The organism is Rhodanobacter sp. sgz306013 (assembly GCF_057031145.1).
In genome coordinates this window covers 1-20,297 of the sequence record NZ_JBXCIJ010000005.1, presented here as the reverse complement: position 1 = coordinate 20,297, position 20,297 = coordinate 1, and the positions used below count along the sequence as shown (strand labels likewise).

Genomic DNA, 20,297 nt, shown 5'->3' with positions numbered 1-20,297 from the left:
CCGCAAGTCGGTGGCATTGCTTGCCGAGATGCAGAGATACCAACAAGGCCGCCGGGCAACCGGCGGCCTTGTCCGTTTCAATGCGTCAATCCATCGCGGAGCGGCTGCAACCACTGCCGATACGGTGCGCTGTGCGCCGTATCGGCGCGGATGGGTTTGCGCACCTGCGCTGCGCTGGCCGTGCTGAGCACTTCCCGCGGGGTCCGGTGGGGAGTGAGGCAGGCTGCATCGAAAGGCAGTTCGCAGAAGGCGAGCAGACGGCGGATCTGCGCCTCGGGTTCCTGCACCAGGGTTTCGTACGGTAAATCGAGCACGTGCCGTGGATGGCGTACCAGCCAGAATGCGCTGAGTCGCGCGTAGTCGCGATAGTGCCTGGCCATCTCGGCTAGGTCGTAGCTGTAGTGCACGCCATGCCGGAACAGGTGGCGATAGCAGGAGAAGCAGGTTTCCACCGGGTCGCGGTGGCAATGGATGATCTTCGCACCGGGCAGCATGAGGCGCACGGCACCCAGCAGCGGCCAGTTGGCGACGTTCTTGTCGGTGAAGCGGGGGCGCTGCTTGCGCCAGCGTTCGGTGCGGGCGAGGTAGTCCTTACCCAGCCGGTGCCAGTCGGCGGCGGTGGCTGCGGCCACCCACTGCGGGAAGGGCTGGCCACGGCGGCGCGACTCGTCCTCGATGACCTGGGGCAGGTCGGGGATTTCGTTGGCGCCCTCGACGTCGGGGTGCGTGGCGAGGATGTGCTCGACCAGCGTGGAACCCGAGCGCGGCATGCTGGCGATGAAGATGACTTCGTGGCCCAGCGCCGGATCCATCGGTGCCGGCAAAGGCCCGCGGAACGCGTCCATGATGCGGTCGATCTTCGTGTGTTCCGCAGCGGCATCCCATTCCACCAGGCGGCGCTTGTCCGCATTTGCCTGGTGCAGCGCCTCGAAGGCGCCGGCGTGATCGTGCTGGTCCTCCAGTGCCCGGTACAAGCTGAAACCAAGCATCACCCGCACCTCGGGCTGGATGCCCGGCAGGCGCAGGGCGTCGCGGAGTTGTCCGACATCGGTCGGGCTCAATGGCTCGGTCTTGAGGTTGGCCAGCCCGTGCCACGCCTCGGCGCGTTCGGGCTGCAAGCGCAGCACATGCCTGTATTCGGCCACGGCGCGCGGGATGTCGCCTTGCATGGTGGCGATGTCGGCCACGCCGATGCGTGCCAGCGCGTGTCGCGGGTCCAGCATCAGCGTGTGGCGAAAGGCCTCGTCGGCATCGCGCAATTGGCCCCGCTGCTTCAGCGCCTTGCCGAGGTTGTACCAGTTCGACGCCTGCCCCGGCGCCAGTTCGCAGGCGCGACGCAGGTGGACCAGCGCTTCGTCCAGGGCGCCGGCATCGTGCAGGGCGCAGCCCAGGTAAGTCCGCATGTTGGCGTCGTCGGGCCGCTGCGCTACAGCCCTGCGCAGCCAGTCGGCAGCCTGGCCGGCGCGGCCACCCATCAGGCAGGCAACGCCATACAGGTATTGCGCGTCGGCCAACGCGGGCTGTGCAGCCAGCACCTGCGTCAGCGCACGCTCGGCATGATCAAGCCTGCCCTGGCCGAGCGCCCTGCCAGCTTCAGCCATCAACTGGCCGATAGGGGCGGATGTGGGAGGCGGAGACATGGGTCAGGCTGAGTGCCACGCCTGCATGCCGCCTTCGACGTTGTGCACGTTGGTGAAGCCGTGCGCGGCGAAGCGTTCGGCGACGCCCTGGCTGGAGATGCCGCGCTGGCAGATGAAGGCGAGTTCGGTGTCCCTGGGCAGGGCGGCGAGCGCCTCGTAGCCTTCGTCCTCGAGGATGCGCGCCTGCGGCAGTGCGGGCAGCTGGGCGCGGGCGGCGGCGGGACGCACGTCGACCAGGGTGATGCTGCCGGCGGCAAGGCGCTGCTGCAGCTCCTGCACGTCCATCGACTTCACTTCCTGCGCGCCTGGGAATTTCAGGCTCAGGCCCTCGCCCTGCACGGTGGAGACCCAGTCGATCACGATGCCCTTGGCGCGCTGCGCGCTGGCCGGGTCGAAGTGCACGTCGAGGCCGTTGGCGCGGGCGACGATGTCGTGCTCGCCGGCCGGGGCGAGCTGGAAGCCGGCGCTGTGGTCGGGGCCGATCTCCAGGTGCAGCGCCAGGCCCTGCGCGTTCGCGGTGCCCTCACGGATGGCCTTGGCGGCGGCGTCGGTGATGGTGATCTCCGGCGGGGTGCGGTCCGGTGCGGCCAGGCCGAACAGCGCGTGCAGTTCGCCGCTGCCGTACATCTGCCGGATGATGTCGGCGCCGCCGACCAGCTCGCCTTCTACGTAGAGCTGCGGGATGGTGGGCCAGTCGCCATAGGCCTTGATGCCTTCGCGGATTTCCGGGTCCTCCAGCACGTTCACCGTGTGGTAGTCCGGCAGCAGTTCGTTGAGCGTGTTGGTGGCGGCGGCGGAGAAGCCGCAGGCGGGCTGGAAGCGGTGGCCCTTCATGAACAGCACCACGCGATGGCTCTTGAGCAGGGATTCGATGCGTTCGCGGGTGGTGGCGTCGAGGGACATGGAGAACTCCGGAGGGGACACGCAATGATACTGCCGATATGCCGGCACCGCCGGCCGGCTTCAAGCTGCGGGCGGTGCGGCGAGCATGGCGCGGACGGTAGGCAGCGCGGCCGATGGATGCGGGTCGTCATCGATGGAGAGGTTCACGCGCAGTACTGATCACGGATTGCCGGAACTCCGATCCGGCGAAGGCGGGAAGCGCGTCGCCGCGGTGGTCGAAAGCAAGCCGATGGGGAGTATTTGGAAGATGGCAAATCGAGACAATTGGCGCTTGTGCCGACGAGTCGCCGGCTGTCAAGCTGCCAGCCACGCAGTAGAGGTGAGTCCCTCCATGGCAGCGCGTATCGTCGCTTTTGCTCTTTTCTGCATCATGTCCCTGGGGTACCTCCCCTGTGCCCATGCACAGACGGAGGATGAGCTGCTCAGTCGGTTCCGCGCGCAAGCCAATGACTTGGCACGACGCCAGTACCTGCTCGCCCGCATGCCAGATCTGTCTGCGTCCAGCCAGTCCTTTGCCCGCCAGCTGCTGTCCACCGTGGACTGTGACCTGGGGTTGTACAACCTGGCGATACGCGATTTCCCTTTCGATGACCGGATCGCGTTGCGTCGCCCCCTGCCGTGGGTCAGCCAAGCGCTCGACAACTCCGCCTACGGCATCATTTCCGAGGTGCATGGCGCCGGCAATGTCATCGCGGTCAATGCGGCGGATGCGGTTGCCAAGCTGGCTGTCAAACGGCGCATCGTTCTGGTCAACGAGGCGCACGACGATCCGCACACGCGCGTGCTGATACTTGCCTTGCTGCCTCGTCTGCGGGCACTCGGTTACAACTATTTCGCCGCGGAAGCCCTGACCGAAAACGGGAATGAGCTCATGCGACGGGGCTACCCCGTCGAGGGCAGCGGCACTGAATACCTCCGGGAACCGCTCTATGGAGACATTCTGCGGGAAGCCATCCGGCTCGGTTACACCATCGTGGCCTACGATCCAGCCAGCCAGGTGCCGGATCGCGACGATGCGCAGGCCGAGAACCTTGATCGCGAAGTGTTTGCCCGCGATCCGCACGCCCGACTATTCGTCACGGCCGGCTATGCGCACATCGACAAGGCCAAGGGTCACCTCGGGGGCATCGAGCCGATGGCCATGCGCCTGCGAAAGCTGACCGGCCTCGATCCGTTGTCGGTCGACCAGACTCAGTTTCGCGAGGTCGAGCCATCGCGGGGGACGGGTCCGTATCACCAGATCATCGATGTGCTGGACATCGGCGGGCCTTCCGTACTGCAGCTCCCAGGGGGCAGTCGCATCTGGAGCTCAGACCCGGGGCGTTATGACGTCAGTGTGGTACTCCCGCCCATGAGCGGGCTGCCGCGACCCGACTGGCTGTCACTCGGCGGAGAGCGCCAGCCATGGCCGGTCGATACAGGGCTCTGCCGTGGCGTCACGCCATGCGTGGTAGAGGCGCACTACCGCAACGAACCGGACGATGCGATCCCCGCCGATCGCTACACCTTCCTCTCTTCGTCAGCGGCGCCCAGCGAGCTGTTCCTGCGTCCGGGCGAGTACCGCTTGCGCGCCTGGGGCGTGGCCGGCAAAACCCTCAGCGAAACGGTCATCCGGATCGCGAAGCGCTGATTCGCAAAATATTGCTGCGGCGCATGTCGCGATCCGCCGGATGGCGGATGAACATGCCTGGCCTCCATACCCCTCAATAACGTGCACGCCCATGGAAAAGGGTGAATCAGCCCGACCGCGCGCATGCAAGGAATTGCGATTACTCAATAATCGTTTTTTCTTGCGCAAACTATTGAATGCTAAAGACTGTCTCGCAAATTCCTAATTGTTGACTTTGCGTTAGCGAGATGTTTAATGTCGGTGTTCGCCCAATTGCTCGAGGGCAAATCTAGGGACTGCCCCGCGATGTTGCGGGGTGGTAATTCCCGAAGATGTGCTCGGCTCATTGCCTGACTTTCCATGTTTCCTTGTTCCAACTACCGCGCCCTACGGCATGGTGGTCGTCAGACAAGCGCCGTGTCATCGCCATGCCTGGTTGTATTTGAAAACTCTTTTTTCGCTGGGGAGCTCTCCAATCTCATGAATGCCATCAAAGTCAACAATGAGGCGCGTCGTTCCACGGTGCGTCGCACCGCGCTGGCGGTAGCCATTGCAGCCGGTGTCGGCCTGTCCGGGCAGGTACTGGCGCAGGCCACTACCAGCACGATCTTCGGCACCGCGCCGGTTGCGGCCGGCGAGACCGTGCAGGTCATCGGCGGCGCCGGTTTCAACCGCACGGTGCCGGTGGATAGCTCGGGCCACTACTCGGTGACGGTGCCGGTGGGCACCTATACCGTGAACCTGCTGCAGAACGGCAACGTGGTGCAGTCGCAGGCCAACATCACGCCGAAGGTGTCGGGTGCGCAGGCGGTCAACTTCACCGAGGCCGGTGCCAGCGCGAAGAACGCGCAGAACCTGTCCACCGTGACCGTCACGGGCAATGCCCTGCCGGCGATCGACGTGACCTCGACCCGCGAAGCCTCGGTGATCACTGCCGAGCAGCTCAAGCACCTGCCGCTGGCGCGCAGCGGCGAGGCGATCGCCTTGCTGGCCCCGGGTACGGTGTCGGGCGCGTCCGAACTGGGCGGTGGCCCCACGGGTGAACCGCTGGTGTCCTTCGGTGGCTCCTCGGTGGCCGAGAACGCCTACTACATCAACGGCTTCAATACCTCCGACCCGCTGGGCAACTCGGGCGGCATCACCTTGCCGTACGGCTCGATCGCCCAGCAGGAAACCCTGACCAGCGGCTACGGCGCGGAATACGGCCGTTCGGCCGGCGGCGTGATCAGCCAGATCGGCAAGAGCGGCACCAACGACTGGCACTTCGGCGCCCAGGCGCAGTTTGCGCCGATGGCTCTGCGCAGCAACTACATCAATTACCACTACAACAACCCGCTGGTGACCACGCCGGGTCGCACGCCGGGCAGCATCTACGACTTCCGCAATCGCAACACCAGCTGGGAAAACATCTACGACGCCTACGTCAGCGGCCCGCTGATCAAGGACAAGTTGTTCTTCTTCATTTCGGCGGAGTCCGACAAGCAGCAGACCACCTCGGTCCAGTCGGTCGGCGCAAGCAATGTGTACTACCGCCAGTACAGCATGCCGAAGTTCTACGCCAAGCTGGATTGGAACATCAACGACAACAACACCTTGTCGCTGACCGGCGTGAGGAACCAGGAGTCCTACTCCGCCTCCATCTACAACTACAACAACGCGCCGGGCAACGACTACGCCCACAACTCGGTGGGTAGCTTCAGCAGCTACGACCAGCACACCAAGAACGCCTTCGGCATCTGGATCGCCAAGTACACCTCGTACATCACCGACAACCTCACGCTCGAGGCGATGTACGGCAAGATGACGGGCACCTACTACACCGAGGTCATTCCCTACCCCGGCTTCGATCCTAGCCTGCCGAACATCCTCGGTGCGTCCTCGCAGAACCCTGCCTACACCGCCGGCAGCCCGGGCGGCATCACCAACAGCAACACCAACACCAACATCCCCAACCCCGGCCACAAATCGAGCACCACCAACCTGCGGCTCGACCTGGACTGGAAGCTGGGCCAGCACGATGTCAAGTTCGGTATCGACAACATGACCACCATGGACATCGGCGCCGGCAGTGCGATGAGCGGCCCGGGCTATGCGTGGGAATACGGCCAGGCTCCCAGCCCGACCGCCCCGATCGCAGGCACGGTCGTCGGCACGGCGCCGTTCGTGGACGCCACCGCCAACTACCCGAATGGCGCGTCGGGCTACTACGTCGACCAGTACCGCTTCGTCACCAACAGCACGGTGAAGGTGAGCCAGCGTGCGCAGTACGTCCAGGACAACTGGCAGGTGCTGCCCAACCTGCTGCTGAACCTTGGCCTGCGCAATGACCAGTTCACCAACTACAACCCCGACGGCGTCCCCTACGTGCGCCTGACCAAGCCGCAGTGGGCGCCGCGCCTGGGCTTCAGCTGGGACGTCTTCGGCGACTCCACGCTCAAGGTCTACGGCAACGCCGGCCGCTACTACCTGGCGCTGCCCTCCGGCGTGGCGATTCGTGAGGCCTCCGGCTCCCTGTACACGCGCACCTACTACACCTACTCCGGAATCGATGCGAACGGCATCCCGCAGAACCTGACCCCGATCGTCGGTACCGGCCAGGGCAATGTCACCAGCGCAGGTCAGCCGGTGTCGGCCAACAACGAGTACGGCCAGCCGCTCGACCCGAACACCGTGCGCTCGACCAACCTCAAGGCCGAGTACCAGGACGAGTTCGTGCTGGGCATGCAGCAGCAGATCACCCCGGCGTGGGTGTACGGCGTGCAGGGCACCGTACGCAAGCTGGGCCGCATCGTCGACGACGTGGGCGACACCACCACCCAGTGCGAGCAGCTGCTGGCGCAGAACCCGGGCGTGCCGGGCGTGGATTGCGGCAACATCCAGGCCAGCGTGCTGATCAACCCGGGTTCCACCAACCGTTTCCAGGTGAAGAACGACAACGGCGGCTACAACTACTACACGGTATCGCCGGCGCAGTTCGGCTTCCCGGCGGCCAAGCGCAAGTACTACGCACTGGAGGCTTACCTCGAGCATCCGTGGGACGGCAAGTGGCAGGGCAAGATCGACTACGTGTTCTCCAAGAGCTACGGCTCGACGGATGGCCCGGTGCAGTCGAACATCGGCCAGGGCGGCAACTCGGTGTCGGCCACCACGCAGTGGGACTACGGCCAGCTGATGCAGTACGCCAACGGCGTGCAGGCGAACTCGCGCAAGCACGTGCTGAAGGCCTACGGCACCTACCAGATCGCACCGGAATGGACCGCCAGCGGCATCCTCACCGTGGCCTCGGGTACGCCAAAGGACTGCCTGGGCTTCTTCGGCCCGAACCAGACCAACCCGGGTCTGGGCTACGGCGACTACACCCACTGGTGCGGCGGTCAGCCGGCACCGGGCGGCAGCACGGGCTACACGCCGTGGATCCACCCGCTGGACCTCAGCGTCGAGTACCGTCCGGAATGGGCGGACAAGAAGCTGGCCTTCCAGCTGCAGGTGCACAACGTGTTCAACGAGCAGAAGGCCACGCAGTACCGGGCGAACTACGGCAGCACGACCAACCCGCGTTCGACCTACAACACGATCTACGCCTCGGAGACGCCGCGCTACATGACCCTGGGCGTCACCTACGACTGGTAAGGCTTGATCGCTGCCTGCGCCGGAGCACATCCCGGCGCAGGCGGGCGAACGAACAAGGCAACAGCAACAAGAAAGGCCGCCGGGAAACCGGCGGCCTTTTGCATAGGCTGGATGCTCGGAGGTTGCTTCAGCCGCCGGGGCCGCTTGCCAGGCGCTCGTGCAGCGGACGCAGCAGTTCGCCGTAGCGTTCGCGGTAGCCGGGGCCGGCCTTGAGCGGCTGACGCACCTGGGCCGCACTGGCGGTGCTGTGCACGGCACGGGCGGTCTGGTGCGGATGCAGGCAGTCAGGGTCGAAGTCGAGGCCACAGAAGTCCAGCAGGCGGCGGATGCGCGCCTCCGGATCGGCCAGCAAGGCCTCGTGCGGGAAGTCCAGCAGGTGTTGCGGGTAGCGGGCCTGCCAGTGGTTCATCAGGCGCTGGTAGTCCTGATGGTGCATCACCATGTCGTCGAGGTCATAGCTGAAGTGGGCGCCGTTACCGAACAGCTGGCGGTAGCAGGCGAAGCAGGTTTCGAGCGGATCGCGATGGCAGTGGACGATGCGTGCGCCAGGCAGCATGGCGCGGATCGCGCCGAGGTACTGCCAGCTGACCAGGTTCTTGTCGGTGAAGCGTGGACGTGTCTGTCGCCAGCGGGCGGTGCGGGCCAGGTAGTCGCGCCCCAGCCGTGCCCAGTCCGCGGCGGTGGCCTCGGCGACCCAGTACGGAAACGGCTTGCCGCGCCGCTTCGACTCGCCTTCGATGACCTGGGGCAGATCGGTGATTTCGTTGGCGCCTTCCACTTGCGGATGCGAGGCGAGGATCTGCTCGACCAGGGTGGAGCCGGTGCGCGGCAGGCTGACGATGAAGATCGCCTCCTGGCCCAGGCTCGCGTCGAGTGGAGCGGTCGTGGGGCCGGTGAACGCCTGCATGATCTGTTCGACCCGGTTGCGCTCAGCCTGGGCATTCCAGTCCACCTCACGGCGCTTCAGCGCATTGGCTTCGACCAGGACCGCATAGGCCGCTGCGTAATCGCGATGGTCTTCGCAGGCCTTGGCCAGGGCGAAGCCGATCCGCACCCGTGCGTCCGCCGTCGCCCCCGGCTGGTGGAACGCCCGTTGCAACTGGGCGAGATCCCGATCGTCGAACGACAGCGTCTTCAGATTGGCAAGGGCGAACCATACATTGGGCTCCGCCGGTTCGCGGCGCAGCACTTCGCGGTAATTCGCCACGGCGGCGGGGATGTCGCCCAGGATCGCCTGAGCGTCTGCCAGGGTAATGCGCGACCGGGTGTGCGCGGGGTCGAGGCGCAGTGCCAGTTGCAACACCTGGCAAGCGTCCGCAGCGCGGAATTGCAGCTTCAGCGCCTTGCCCAGGTTGTACCAGGAGGTCGCCATTCGCGGCGCCAGCTCGCAGGCCCGCTGCAGCGCCGCCAGCGCGGCGTCAAACTGGCCGCATTCGTACAAGGCGGTGCCCAGGTTGGTGTGCAGCACGGCGCTGTCGGGCTCGCGCGCGAGCGCTTCGCGTAGGTAGTCGACCGCCTTGGCGGGCTCCCCGCTCATCTGGGAGGCGATGCCCAGCATGCGGTAGGCCTCGGCGTGGCCGGGAGCCAGTGCCAGTACGCTGGTCAGTGCCCGCTCGGCATCGTCGGGCCGGTTCTCCCCCAAGGCACGACTGGCTTCGGCCAGCAGGCGCGTGGCGGTCGGCGACAGGGCGGCCACGTTGCCTGGGGTCGGCGAAGGTCGGTTGCTGGACATGGTGCAGGGATCTCTGCTGGCGGGATGCGGTCAGGCAACGCCAGCGGCGGTCCACGCCTGCATGCCGCCTTCGACGTTGTGCACGTTGGTGAAGCCGTGCGCGGCGAAGCGTTCGGCGACGCCCTGGCTGGAGATGCCGCGCTGGCAGATGAAGGCGAGTTCGGTGTCCCTGGGCAGGGCGGCGAGCGCCTCGTAGCCTTCGTCCTCGAGGATGCGCGCCTGCGGCAGTGCGGGCAGCTGGGCGCGGGCGGCGGCGGGACGCACGTCGACCAGGGTGATGCTGCCGGCGGCAAGGCGCTGCTGCAGCTCCTGCACGTCCATCGACTTCACTTCCTGCGCGCCTGGGAATTTCAGGCTCAGGCCCTCGCCCTGCACGGTGGAGACCCAGTCGATCACGATGCCCTTGGCGCGCTGCGCGCTGGCCGGGTCGAAGTGCACGTCGAGGCCGTTGGCGCGGGCGACGATGTCGTGCTCGCCGGCCGGGGCGAGCTGGAAGCCGGCGCTGTGGTCGGGGCCGATCTCCAGGTGCAGCGCCAGGCCCTGCGCGTTCGCGGTGCCCTCACGGATGGCCTTGGCGGCGGCGTCGGTGATGGTGATCTCCGGCGGGGTGCGGTCCGGTGCGGCCAGGCCGAACAGCGCGTGCAGTTCGCCGCTGCCGTACATCTGCCGGATGATGTCGGCGCCGCCGACCAGCTCGCCTTCTACGTAGAGCTGCGGGATGGTGGGCCAGTCGCCATAGGCCTTGATGCCTTCGCGGATTTCCGGGTCCTCCAGCACGTTCACCGTGTGGTAGTCCGGCAGCAGTTCGTTGAGCGTGTTGGTGGCGGCGGCGGAGAAGCCGCAGGCGGGCTGGAAGCGGTGGCCCTTCATGAACAGCACCACGCGATGGCTCTTGAGTAGGGATTCGATGCGTTCGCGGGTGGTGGCGTCGAGGGACATGGAGAACTCCGGAGGGGACACGCAATGATACTGCCGATATGCCGGCACCGCCGGCCGGCTTCAAGCCGCGGGCGGTGCGGCGAGCATGGCGCGGACGGTGGGCAGCGCGGCTTCGGTCCACAGTGCGTACTGCGCGGCCGAGGGGTGCAGGCCGTCGTCGGCGAGCAGTTCGGGGTGGCGGCGCGAGATCGGCGTGATGTCCACCCAGCGCGCACCCAGCTCCCGGGTTTCCTCGCGGGCGGTGGCGTTGTAGGCGTCCAGCGCGCCGGCAATGTGCGCGACGTCGCGGCCGCTGCCGCGCGCGAACGGGGTGACGCCCCAGTCCGGGATCGACAGCACCAGCACGCGTTCCGCGCGCGCGCCGGCCAGCGCGATCGCGCGCTGCAGCAGGCGGCGGAATTCGCCGCGGTATTCCGTCACGTCGCGACCGCGGTACTGGTTGTTGACGCCGATCAGCAGACTGACCAGGTCCCAGGGCGGCACGAAGCCGGCCGCATCCATCGCGGCGGACAGTTCGTCGGTGGTCCAGCCGGTGGTGGCCAGGATGGTCGGTGCAGCCAGCGGCATGCCTTCGCGACGCAGCATGGTGGCCAGTTGCACGGGCCAGCGGCCCTCCGCCGGCACGTCTTCGCCGATGGTGTAGGAATCGCCGAGGGCGAGGTAGCTCATCAGGGACATGCGGGGTCTCGGTGCCCTTGTCCCATCGGAAATGAAGAGGGAGGGAAGGGCCGGGTGTGGGTGCAGGTGGAGTGTAGCGGCCGGGCCTGCCGGGCTCCTACCCACGCCGCCTCGGATCGGTGACGGGCCACGGCAAGGCCCACGTCGCGCCATGCAGGGCTTTCACGCCATCGGGTCCCCAAGGGCATCGGAGCACCGCGTGGAGGCCGCGCGGCCGGTGCAGGTATTCGCGCCACGCCGTGCCCCACACGCAGGGCGGAGCGTGGCGTGGCCGGCACGGGGCACGGCTCCGCCTTCGGCCACGTGCCCCCCGCAGCGGTGGCCACGGGCGGCTTTCCTGATCTTCCGGCTTGACCATCCGCCGCGGAAAACTGACTCTGGCTCCCCCCGCTTCCCGGCGCCAGCCCATGACCACCCTCCGCGGCAAGACCTTGTTCATCACCGGCGCCTCGCGCGGCATCGGCCTCGCGATTGCGCTGCGTGCCGCGCGCGACGGTGCCAACGTCGCCATCGTCGCGAAGAGCGGCGTGCCGAATCCGAAGCTGCCCGGCACCATCCACACGGCCGCCGCCGCGGTCGAGCAGGCCGGTGGCAAGGCGCTGGCGTTGCAGTGCGACATCCGCGACGAGGAGCAGGTGCGCGCTGCCGCGGCTGAGGCCGCCGGACATTTCGGTGGCATCGACGTCGTGGTCAACAACGCCAGCGCGATCTGGCTGGCCGGGGTGGAGGGCACGCCGATGAAGCGCTACGACCTGATGCACCAGGTCAACACGCGCGGCACCTTTCTCGTGACCCAGAGCTGCATGCCGTACCTGAAGCAGGCGGCGAATCCGCACGTGCTCATGCTGGCGCCGCCACCCAGCCTCGATCCGAAATGGTTTGCGCCGCACACCGCCTACACCATCGCGAAGATGGGCATGAGCCTGTGCGTGCTGGGCATGAGCGCGGAGTTCGCGCCGCTGGGCATCGCGGTGAACGCGCTGTGGCCGCGCACGGTGATCGCCACCGCGGCGATTGGCATGATCGCCGGCGTGCGTGCCGAGCAGTGTCGCCGGCCGGAGATCGTGGCCGATGCGGCGCACGCCATGCTGCTGCGCCCGGCGCGGGAATGCAGCGGCCGTTTCGCGATCGACGAGGATGTGCTGCGCGAGGCCGGCGAGCACGATTTCGACCGCTACGCGGTGCAGCCGGGCCAGCCGCTGCTGCCCGACCTGTTCCTCGACTGACCCTCCTCGGCTGATCCTCCTCGACTGGTCCGGCGTCAACGTGCGCAGAGCGCCCGCAGCTGGTCGACTTGGCACAGGCCCGGCGACACGATGGTGAAGGTGGGGAAAGCCCTGCCATAGGTTGGGGCGCCGGGCCTCCGGCGATGTGGAGGTCGGTCATGTCGTGCACGCGGCAGTCGCGGTCGGCCACCCCGCGGCGCGGGTCGTCGGTCATCCGCGTAGTGCGCAGTGGCGCGGGGTGCCGCGCACCGGGTGCTTGCCGTCCGCATTGCCCAGCCATGCCGCGGCACCAAGCGGCCACCGCAGGCGCGCGCCAGCCCCGCGCCGAACAGCACCAGGCTGCGCGGGGGCTCCGGTTGACCCCGGCATGCCGCCCCCGGCGAAGCGGGATCTAGGGAAGTGCTGGCCGAGGCCGAGCAGTATCCGATGGGCTGCGGCAACCGACCGTTACACTGCCCGCATGGCTGGACGTTCTTCCCGCGCCGAGCTGCCGCTGTTTCCGCTGTCCACCGTGCTGTACCCGGGCGGGCGGCTGGAACTTCGCATTTTCGAGCCGCGCTACCTGGATCTGGTGCGCGAGTGCACGCGTGACGGCCGCGGCTTCGGCGTCTGCCTGATCCTGGAGGGACGCGAGACCGGCGAGCCGGCCCTGCCGGCGGCGGTGGGCACGCTGGCGCGCATCGTGGATTTCCACTACGGCGCCGACGGACTTCTCGGCATCGTGGCCGAGGGCGGCCAACGTTTCCGGGTGCGGCGCACGCGGGTGCGTGCGGACGGCCAGTTGCGCGGCGAGGTGGAGTGGTGGCCGGAGGAGGCGTATGCACCGGTGCCGGTCGAGCTTGCCTTGTTGCAGACGATCGCCGAGCGCCTGGTCGAAGTGATGGCGCCGCAGTGGAGGCAGGCGCCGCGCGAGCGCTACGACGACGCGCGCTGGCTGGGCTTTCGTCTCGCCGAACTGCTGCCGCTGGGCGGCGACGAACGCCAGCGCCTGCTGGAGCTGACCGATCCGCTGCAGCGCCTGGCCGAGTTGCGCGACATCCTGCCGCGTTTCCAGAAGGCCTGACGCCTTCCGCGCGCGCAGCCGGGCGGGGACGGGCGCATGCCGATGGGCGTTATCGAAAGATCTTTCGATGCGCCGCGCGGAAGACCCATGCCCGTCGACAACGAGGACGGATACGCGCGTCGCTGTCATATCCGCGCCGTCCGGGCGGGATTACAATTCGCGCCGAATCACATGCCGGCATGGATCCGCTACACGGGTGTCGCCACAGGGGGAGCGGCACGTGGCGACCAGATCCGGGGGAGGGAGTATGGACGCCACGGGCGCGAAGCCGCAGGGGTGCGTGATCTGGTTCGGCCAGCCGGATGACCGCGAGCGCAAGGGACTGGCCGGGGCCGGATGGCATCTTCGGGTGGCCGGGGTGGACGCTGGCGCCGGAGTGCGCGAAGGCGGCAACGTGGTGGCGCTGGCGGACTTGCGCCAATGCGACGCGCGCGCCCTGCATGCGATGCGGCGCCTGATGACGGCGCACCCCGCGCTACCATGGATCGCCCTGATCTCGTTCGACACGCAGGCGCGGCATCCGCAGGTCAAACGCATCCTGCAGGGTTGCCGCGATTTCTTCAGCGCGCCGCTTGATCTGCCGCGCCTGCTCGTGGCGTTGGCGCGTGCCGGCGCGGAGCCGCCGCATACGACCGAGGCGGCAGGGGAAATCCCCGAGCTGGTGGGGCGCAGCACCGCGCTGGCGACGGTCACGGCCAGCCTGCGCAAATACGCGCCGATCGACTTGCCGGTGCTGATCACCGGCGAGACCGGCGTCGGCAAGGAAGTGGCCGCCCGCGTGCTGCATCGGCTCTCTCCCCGTGCCATGCAGCCGTTCGTAGCAATCAATTGCGGCGCGCTGCCACTCAACTTGGTGCAATCCGAACTGTTCGGCCATGAGCGCGGCGCGTTCACCGACGCCACCACGCGGCGGATCGGACACATCGAGAGTGCGGCGGGTGGCACCATCCTGCTGGACGAGGTCGGCGACCTGCCGCTGGATGCGCAGACCAACCTGCTGCGCTTCCTGCAGGAAGGCGTGCTGCAGCGCCTGGGCAGCAGCCGGCCGATCAAAGTCGACGTGCGCGTGATGGCCGCCACTCATCTGGATCTGGAGCACGCCGTGGCGGCGGGGCGCTTTCGCGAGGACTTGTACTACCGGCTCAACGTGCTGCGGCTGCAGGTACCGCCGCTGCGCGAGCGCGGCGACGACGTGGACCTGCTGGCGCGGCATTACCTCGAACGCTTCCGCGAGAGGCAGGCCTGCGCCGCCCGCGATTTCGACGGCGCGGCCTTGAAGGCGATGCACCAGTATGCATGGCCGGGCAACGTGCGCGAACTGCGCAACCGGGTGCAGCGCGCCGCGGTGCTGGCGGAAGGCGCGCTGATCAGCGCCGCCGACCTTGCCCTGCCGGCCGGTGCGACTGAACTGGGCGAGCCGGCTGCCGCCAGCCTCGGTGTCTCCCGCGCCTCGGCCGAGCGCGAGACCATCGCCGCCTGCCTGCGAGAATGCCGGTTCAACATCAGCGAGTGCGCACGGCGCCTGCAGATATCCCGGGTCACCGTATACCGCCTGTGCAAGAAGCACCGGCTGGAACTGCGCACGCCATAGGGCGCTGCCGTGTGTCTCCGGCAAATCCGGTGCGCGGTCGGCTACGGATTCGGCGACTGTCCGTGGGATAATCGTGGCCTCACGCGCATCATCGGGCCGGATCCTGCGATCGCGGACGTTTCGCGACGCTCCGGGCGGACAAGGGAACAGGGCCGGGGCGCAACCTGGAGTGCCCCATGCCGCAACACGACGCGAACCTGTCTTCAACCCTGCTCGGTCTCGGCCAGCGCTACTGGTTGCCGGTCTACAAGCCGCGCGACCTGGTGCTGGACCGTGGCAAGGGCGCGCGGGTGTGGGACACCGAGGGACGCGACTACGTGGATTTCGGCGCCGGCATCGCAGTGAACGCGCTGGGCCACCAGGATCCCGACCTGCTCGCCGCGCTCACCGCGCAGGCGCACAAGCTGTGGCACGCCAGCAACGTGTTCTACACCGAGCCACCGCTGCGCCTCGCCGAGGAGTTGGTGAACGCCAGCGGCTTCGCCGAGCGCGTGTTCCTGTGCAACTCCGGCGCCGAGGCGAACGAGGCGGCGATCAAGCTGGTGCGCAAGTGGGCCGCCGCGCAGGGGCGCCCGCCGGAACGGCGCGTCATCGCCACCTTCAAGGGCTCGTTCCACGGCCGTACCCTCGCCACCGTCACCGCCACCGCGCAGCCGAAATACCAGGCCGGCTACGAGCCGCTGCCGGAAGGCTTTCGGTACCTCGAATTCAACGATGCCGCGGCTCTGGAAGTGGCGTTGGGCGCCGGCGACATTGCCGCGGTCATGCTGGAGCCGGTGCAGGGCGAGGGCGGCGTGCTGCCGGCCGCGCCAGGATTCCTCAAGCGCGTACGCGAGCTGTGCGACGCGCATGGCGCCTTGCTGGTGCTGGACGAGATCCAGTGCGGCATGGGCCGTACCGGCACCTTGTTCGCCCATGTGCAGGATGGCGTGCGGCCCGACATCGTGACGCTCGCCAAGGCGCTGGGCTGCGGTTTCCCGATTGGCGCGATGCTGGCCGGACCTGAAGTCGCCGAGGTGATGCAATACGGAGCCCACGGCACCACCTTCGGCGGCAACCCGATGGCCGCCGCGGTGGCGCGTACGGCATTGCGCAAGCTGGGCTCGCCCGAACTGCTGGCGAACGTGGCGGCGCAGGCGCAGGCGTTGCGCGAAGGGCTGGCGGCGATCGATGCGGAGCTGCACCTGTTCGACGAGGTGCGCGGTCGCGGCCTGATGATCGGCGCAGTGCTGGCCGAGGCGCATCGGGGCAAGGCCGGCGCGATCCTCGACCATGCTGCCGCCCACGGCTTGCTGCTGCTGCAGGCCGGCCCCGACGTGCTGCGCTTCCTGCCGCCGTTGACGATCACCGCCGAGGAGCTGGCCGCAGGCCTCGAGCGGCTGCGCGCCGCCTTGCTCGCCTTCGTCGCGACGTGAGCGGCGCCGGTCGCCCACCCTGAGTGGGCGCATCGGCGCGGCCGGGTTGCGCCACGGTTGTTATCATCGGTCGTTCCCCATCGACCAACTTCGGGTGAACCCCATGAAATACCTGCACACCATGGTGCGCGTGCGCGACATCGACGCCTCGCTGCGCTTCTATTGCGAAGGCCTGGGCCTGAAGGAAATGCGCCGCATGGAGAATGAACAGGGCAAGTTCACCCTGGTCTTCCTTGCCGCGCCGGACAGCCCCGAAGCCGAGGTCGAGCTGACGTACAACTGGGGCTCGACCGAAGACTACGGCAGCGCGCGCAACTTCGGCCACCTCGCGTTCCGCGTGGAGGACATCTACGCCACCTGCCAGCGCCTCATGGACATGGGCTACACCATCAACCGTCCGCCACGCGACGGCCACATGGCCTTCGTGCGTTCGCCCGACCTGGTCTCGGTGGAACTGCTGCAGGACGGCCACCTGCCGCCGGCCGAGCCGTGGGTCTCGATGCCGAACACTGGCGTGTGGTGAATCGTGCTGCGCCGCCCATGGGTGGGCGGCGCTTGTCTCAGGCCTTCGCCGCCTGCAGTGCCTCGCGCGCGGCCTGCAAGGTATCGGCGATGTCCTGGTCCGAATGCGCACTGGACAGGAAGCCTGCCTCGAACGCACTGGGTGCGAGGTACACGCCGCGCTTCAGCATGCCGTGGAAGAAGCGGTTGAACAGCGCGGTATCCGCCGCTGTGGCCTGTGCGTGGCGCTCCACCTTTTCGGCGGTGAAGAACAGGCCGAACATGCCGCCCACCCGGTTGGTGCTGAACGGTACGCCGGCCCCGTCAGCCACCGATTGCAGGCCGTCGCAGAGCAGGCGCGTGCGTGCGGCGAGCGTCTCGTGGAAACCCGGCGCCTGGATCAGCTCCAGCATCGCCAGGCCCGCCGCCATCGCCACCGGATTGCCGCTGAGCGTGCCGGCCTGGTAGATCGGGCCGGCCGGGGCGACCTGCTCCATCAGGTCGCGGCGGCCGCCATACGCGCCCACCGGCATGCCGCCGCCGATGATCTTGCCGAAGGTGCTGAGGTCGGGAGTCACCCCGTAGTACGCCTGCGCGCCGCCCAGTGCCACGCGGAAGCCGGTCATCACCTCGTCGAAGACCAGCAGCGCGCCGTGCCGCGTGCACAGTTCGCGCAGACCCTGCAGATAACCGTCCACCGGCGGGATGCAGTTCATGTTGCCGGCGACCGGCTCGATGATCAGGCAGGCGATCTCGCCGCCTTGTTCGGCGAACAGCGCCTTGGCGGCATCGAGGTCGTTGTAGGGGAGGGTGAGGGTGAGGTCGGCGCTCGCCTTGGGTACGCCCGGCGAGGTGGGTACGCCGAAGGTGAGCGCGCCGGAGCCGGCCTTCACCAGGAAGCTGTCGCCGTGGCCGTGGTAGCAGCCTTCGAACTTCACGATCTTCGCGCGGCCGGTGGCGCCGCGGGCGAGGCGGATTGCCGACATGGTGGCCTCGGTGCCGGAGTTCACCATGCGCACCATCTCCACCGACGGCACCAGTTTCGCGATGGTCTCGGCCATGGTCACTTCGGCCGGGCAGGGTGTGCCGAAGGAGAGGCCGTCCTGCACCGCGCGCACCACCGCTTCGCGCACGGCGGGATGGTTGTGACCCACGATCATCGGCCCCCACGAACCCACGTAGTCGATGTAGCGCCTGCCTTCCACGTCCCACAGGCAGGCGCCATCCGCGCGTGCGGTGAAGAACGGTTCGCCGCCCACCGACTTGAAGGCGCGCACTGGCGAGTTCACACCGCCGGGAAGGAGTCGCCTGGCGCGCTGGAACAATTCGTGGTTGGTGCTCATCGATGCTTTCTCAATCGGCGGGGTAGAGGCGGGCGAAGCGCTGCGCGGCGGCGCGCACGTCGGGCGCGCCGAACACCGCGGAGATCACGGCGAGGAAATCCGCCCCGGCTTCGACCAGGGAAAGGGCATTGTCCGGCGTGATGCCGCCGATCGCCACCCGCGGCGGGCCAAGCGTGGCGCTCTGCCGCAGCAGGTCGAGCGATGCCCGCGCCGCATGTGGCTTGGTCGGCGAGGGGAAGAATGCGCCGAACGCCACGTAGTCGGCGCCGGCCGCCGCTGCGTCGCGGGCGCGCTGGAGCGAGTCGTAACACGACACCCCCACGATCGCGCCGGCCCCCAGCGCGGCGCGGGCGGCAGCCACGTCGTCATCGTCGCGACCCAGATGCACGCCGGCGGCGCCCACCGCGACGGCCAGCGCGACGTCGTCGTTGATGATCAGCGGCACGGCGTGCAGGTCGCACAGTTGCCTGAGCGCGGCGGCGTCGGCACGTCGCCGCCCGGCATCGGTGGTCTTGTCGCGGTACTGCATTACCCGCGCGCCGCCGGCCAGCGCCTGTGCGACAACCGCCGAAAGATCGTCACGCGGGCCGTCGGTGATCGCGTACAGGCCGCGTGCCGGGAATCGGGTATGGGTCATGGTGCGTGGTCTCGGTGCGCGCGCAGGGGGCGATGGTCGGCGCCGCGTGCTTTCGCAACGGCAGGCGAGTTGCGAGAATGCACTATTCGCCCTCGCACGAAGAAGCCCGACGATGAGCCAGAGTTCCACCGAAACCACCGCGCTGCGCAAATGGATGTGCGTGGTCTGCGGTTACATTTATGACGAGGCGCTGGGCGTGCCGGAGGAGGGTATCGACCCGGGCACGCGCTGGGACGACGTGCCGGAGACCTGGACCTGCCCGGATTGCGGCGCCACCAAGAGCGACTTCGAGATGATCGAGGTCGACTGACCGCCGATACCTGCCCGCGCCCGGTCCGTTTTCGCCATGTTTCCGCCTGCGAACGGGCCCGCCGATCCGGTGTGATGCTTCCACGCGCGAGCCATGCGCGTCACGTGGAAGCATCACCATGCAGCAGTTCATTCCCTTCGAGGACGACTGGGACATGCTCGACGCGATCCATCCGGAAGCGTTGATCCCCTACCGCGTCGGCCTGGCGCTCGCTTCGCCGGCCGGCGAAGCTCAGTCGACGGAGCCCAGCTTGCCGTCGATGGCAAGCACGTCACCGTCGCGCACGCCGATCCGTCTGACCATGCCTGCCGACAGCTCGAGCACGTAACGCGCAGGCCCTGCGCTGGGGTAGATCGGGCAAGGATCGGCCTTGCACGGAGGCACGTCCACCTGCGCCGATACCAGCCTGCGCCCGGAATCGAAGTACAGGATGTCGAGCGGGATCAGCGTGTTCTTCATCCAGAAGCCGCGCGGAGCCAAGTCGGGAAACACGAAGAGCATGCCATGGTCTGGCGCCAGCGAGCTTCGCATCATCAGGCCACGTTCGCGTGCGGCTTCATTGGTGGCGAGTTCCACCGAATAGTGGTGCCCGCGCAGGGTCACGGTGACGGGGGCGCCGTCGGCCGGATGCGCGCAGACGTTGCCGCAGAATGCCAGCAAGCTGGCGGTGAGCAGGAATCTCAGCATGACGCGATGCCTCGAATGAGCTGTGGTCGGGGCAGTGTAGAGCGCCGCATGCGGGTGGCTTCGTCAAAAAAACTGCGTGCTGCCCCTTCCCAGTCGCGCGGCGCGGCGCTATGATTCTCGCCCCTTCGACGAGCCACCCCGCTTCGAAGGTTTCGAGCCAGGCGACGCAGAAAATTTTCCTCTGCGACTGTTGACGGACCGGAAAGACGATGTAGAATGGGCGGCTCACCGGGACGAAATGTCCCCTGGCGGAAAGATCCGCGGTGAAGAGATCTTTGACAGTGTGCACAGGTGAATTGTGTGGACGCCTTGCGCTGGCGGGTTGCTGACCTGTCCAAGCAATGCAAGCGTCCCACCCAAAGAAAGTCAGTAATGAGTTTCAATGGTTGGGGT

The 20,297-nt window shown here is 67.7% G+C and carries 16 protein-coding genes; 8 read left to right on the top strand and 8 right to left on the bottom strand.

What is annotated here, in order from left to right; all coding sequences use genetic code 11:
- Positions 1–77 precede the first annotated feature (77 nt).
- A complete protein-coding gene (locus AC2EWF_RS16450) occupies positions 78–1,601 on the bottom strand; it encodes a tetratricopeptide repeat-containing sulfotransferase family protein (RefSeq protein WP_483640471.1) in 1,524 nt (507 codons plus the stop codon).
- 42 nt (positions 1,602–1,643) lie between these two features.
- The gene (gene grxD, locus AC2EWF_RS16445; protein ID WP_483640470.1) at positions 1,644–2,543 is read right to left on the bottom strand and encodes a Grx4 family monothiol glutaredoxin; all 900 of its coding nucleotides are present in this window, start codon (positions 2,541–2,543) and stop codon (positions 1,644–1,646) included.
- A gap of 331 nt (positions 2,544–2,874) precedes the next feature.
- On the opposite strand from grxD (AC2EWF_RS16445), the gene AC2EWF_RS16440 reads away from it, so the two are divergent.
- Together AC2EWF_RS16440 and AC2EWF_RS16435 are read left to right on the top strand one after the other, a co-directional pair.
- Entirely contained in the window at positions 2,875–4,173 is a 1,299-nt protein-coding gene (locus AC2EWF_RS16440) for a hypothetical protein (RefSeq protein WP_483640469.1), read from the top strand.
- A 459-nt stretch (positions 4,174–4,632) separates the two neighbouring features.
- Entirely contained in the window at positions 4,633–7,782 is a 3,150-nt protein-coding gene (locus tag AC2EWF_RS16435; protein ID WP_483640468.1) for a TonB-dependent receptor, read from the top strand.
- Between the two features lie 127 nt (positions 7,783–7,909).
- On the opposite strand, the gene AC2EWF_RS16430 is transcribed toward AC2EWF_RS16435, so the two are convergent.
- From AC2EWF_RS16430 to AC2EWF_RS16420, 3 genes are read right to left on the bottom strand one after another with little or no spacing between them, the layout of a single operon-like run.
- Positions 7,910–9,514, bottom strand: a complete 1,605-nt coding sequence (locus tag AC2EWF_RS16430; RefSeq protein ID WP_483640467.1) for a sulfotransferase family protein — start codon at positions 9,512–9,514, stop codon at positions 7,910–7,912.
- Positions 9,515–9,544: 30 nt separating this feature from the next.
- Positions 9,545–10,453, bottom strand: a complete 909-nt coding sequence (gene grxD, locus AC2EWF_RS16425) for a Grx4 family monothiol glutaredoxin (RefSeq protein WP_483640466.1) — start codon at positions 10,451–10,453, stop codon at positions 9,545–9,547.
- 60 nt (positions 10,454–10,513) lie between these two features.
- On the bottom strand, positions 10,514–11,122 hold the full coding sequence (locus AC2EWF_RS16420) for an SGNH/GDSL hydrolase family protein (protein WP_483640677.1): 609 nt from the start codon (positions 11,120–11,122) through the stop codon (positions 10,514–10,516).
- Positions 11,123–11,538: 416 nt separating this feature from the next.
- On the opposite strand from AC2EWF_RS16420, the gene AC2EWF_RS16415 reads away from it, so the two are divergent.
- The 5 genes from AC2EWF_RS16415 to AC2EWF_RS16395 all read left to right on the top strand — a co-directional run bounded on the left by AC2EWF_RS16415 (position 11,539) and on the right by AC2EWF_RS16395 (position 16,949).
- Positions 11,539–12,357: an SDR family oxidoreductase gene (locus tag AC2EWF_RS16415; protein ID WP_483640465.1), complete on the top strand. Its 819-nt coding sequence runs from the start codon at positions 11,539–11,541 to the stop codon at positions 12,355–12,357.
- Positions 12,358–12,817: 460 nt separating this feature from the next.
- The gene (locus AC2EWF_RS16410; protein WP_483640464.1) at positions 12,818–13,420 is read left to right on the top strand and encodes an LON peptidase substrate-binding domain-containing protein; all 603 of its coding nucleotides are present in this window, start codon (positions 12,818–12,820) and stop codon (positions 13,418–13,420) included.
- A gap of 247 nt (positions 13,421–13,667) precedes the next feature.
- Positions 13,668–15,011 (top strand): sigma-54 dependent transcriptional regulator, encoded by a 1,344-nt coding sequence (locus tag AC2EWF_RS16405; RefSeq protein WP_483640463.1) that lies wholly within the window; start codon positions 13,668–13,670, stop codon positions 15,009–15,011.
- Positions 15,012–15,187: 176 nt separating this feature from the next.
- Positions 15,188–16,426, top strand: a complete 1,239-nt coding sequence (locus tag AC2EWF_RS16400) for an acetylornithine/succinylornithine family transaminase (protein WP_483640462.1) — start codon at positions 15,188–15,190, stop codon at positions 16,424–16,426.
- 103 nt (positions 16,427–16,529) lie between these two features.
- Positions 16,530–16,949: a VOC family protein gene (locus tag AC2EWF_RS16395; protein ID WP_483640461.1), complete on the top strand. Its 420-nt coding sequence runs from the start codon at positions 16,530–16,532 to the stop codon at positions 16,947–16,949.
- A 37-nt stretch (positions 16,950–16,986) separates the two neighbouring features.
- Here the strand turns inward: AC2EWF_RS16395 and hemL are convergent, their stop codons facing one another.
- Positions 16,987–18,270 carry a glutamate-1-semialdehyde 2,1-aminomutase gene (hemL, locus tag AC2EWF_RS16390; RefSeq protein ID WP_483640460.1) on the bottom strand — a complete coding sequence of 428 codons (1,284 nt, stop codon included), beginning with the start codon at positions 18,268–18,270 and terminating at the stop codon, positions 16,987–16,989.
- 10 nt (positions 18,271–18,280) lie between these two features.
- Positions 18,281–18,907: a thiamine phosphate synthase gene (gene thiE, locus AC2EWF_RS16385; protein WP_483640459.1), complete on the bottom strand. Its 627-nt coding sequence runs from the start codon at positions 18,905–18,907 to the stop codon at positions 18,281–18,283.
- A gap of 112 nt (positions 18,908–19,019) precedes the next feature.
- Between thiE and AC2EWF_RS16380 the strand changes: the two genes are divergently transcribed.
- On the top strand, positions 19,020–19,217 hold the full coding sequence (locus tag AC2EWF_RS16380) for a rubredoxin (protein ID WP_483640458.1): 198 nt from the start codon (positions 19,020–19,022) through the stop codon (positions 19,215–19,217).
- Positions 19,218–19,448: 231 nt separating this feature from the next.
- Here AC2EWF_RS16380 and AC2EWF_RS16375 read toward each other — a convergent pair whose 3' ends face one another.
- Entirely contained in the window at positions 19,449–19,904 is a 456-nt protein-coding gene (locus AC2EWF_RS16375) for a DUF192 domain-containing protein (protein ID WP_483640457.1), read from the bottom strand.
- Positions 19,905–20,297: the final 393 nt, after the last annotated feature.

Coding starts and splice junctions, on each gene's coding strand:
- AC2EWF_RS16410 (WP_483640464.1), top strand. CDS start 12,818: ATGGCTGGACGTTCTTCCCGCGCCGAGCTGCCGCTGTTTCCGCTGTCC.
- AC2EWF_RS16380 (WP_483640458.1), top strand. CDS start 19,020: ATGAGCCAGAGTTCCACCGAAACCACCGCGCTGCGCAAATGGATGTGC.
- AC2EWF_RS16435 (WP_483640468.1), top strand. CDS start 4,633: ATGAATGCCATCAAAGTCAACAATGAGGCGCGTCGTTCCACGGTGCGT.
- thiE (WP_483640459.1), bottom strand. CDS start 18,907: ATGACCCATACCCGATTCCCGGCACGCGGCCTGTACGCGATCACCGAC.
- AC2EWF_RS16400 (WP_483640462.1), top strand. CDS start 15,188: ATGCCGCAACACGACGCGAACCTGTCTTCAACCCTGCTCGGTCTCGGC.
- AC2EWF_RS16440 (WP_483640469.1), top strand. CDS start 2,875: ATGGCAGCGCGTATCGTCGCTTTTGCTCTTTTCTGCATCATGTCCCTG.
- AC2EWF_RS16430 (WP_483640467.1), bottom strand. CDS start 9,514: ATGTCCAGCAACCGACCTTCGCCGACCCCAGGCAACGTGGCCGCCCTG.
- AC2EWF_RS16395 (WP_483640461.1), top strand. CDS start 16,530: ATGAAATACCTGCACACCATGGTGCGCGTGCGCGACATCGACGCCTCG.
- hemL (WP_483640460.1), bottom strand. CDS start 18,270: ATGAGCACCAACCACGAATTGTTCCAGCGCGCCAGGCGACTCCTTCCC.
- AC2EWF_RS16450 (WP_483640471.1), bottom strand. CDS start 1,601: ATGGCTGAAGCTGGCAGGGCGCTCGGCCAGGGCAGGCTTGATCATGCC.
- grxD (WP_483640466.1), bottom strand. CDS start 10,453: ATGTCCCTCGACGCCACCACCCGCGAACGCATCGAATCCCTACTCAAG.
- AC2EWF_RS16420 (WP_483640677.1), bottom strand. CDS start 11,122: ATGAGCTACCTCGCCCTCGGCGATTCCTACACCATCGGCGAAGACGTG.
- AC2EWF_RS16405 (WP_483640463.1), top strand. CDS start 13,668: ATGGACGCCACGGGCGCGAAGCCGCAGGGGTGCGTGATCTGGTTCGGC.
- grxD (WP_483640470.1), bottom strand. CDS start 2,543: ATGTCCCTCGACGCCACCACCCGCGAACGCATCGAATCCCTGCTCAAG.
- AC2EWF_RS16375 (WP_483640457.1), bottom strand. CDS start 19,904: ATGCTGAGATTCCTGCTCACCGCCAGCTTGCTGGCATTCTGCGGCAAC.
- AC2EWF_RS16415 (WP_483640465.1), top strand. CDS start 11,539: ATGACCACCCTCCGCGGCAAGACCTTGTTCATCACCGGCGCCTCGCGC.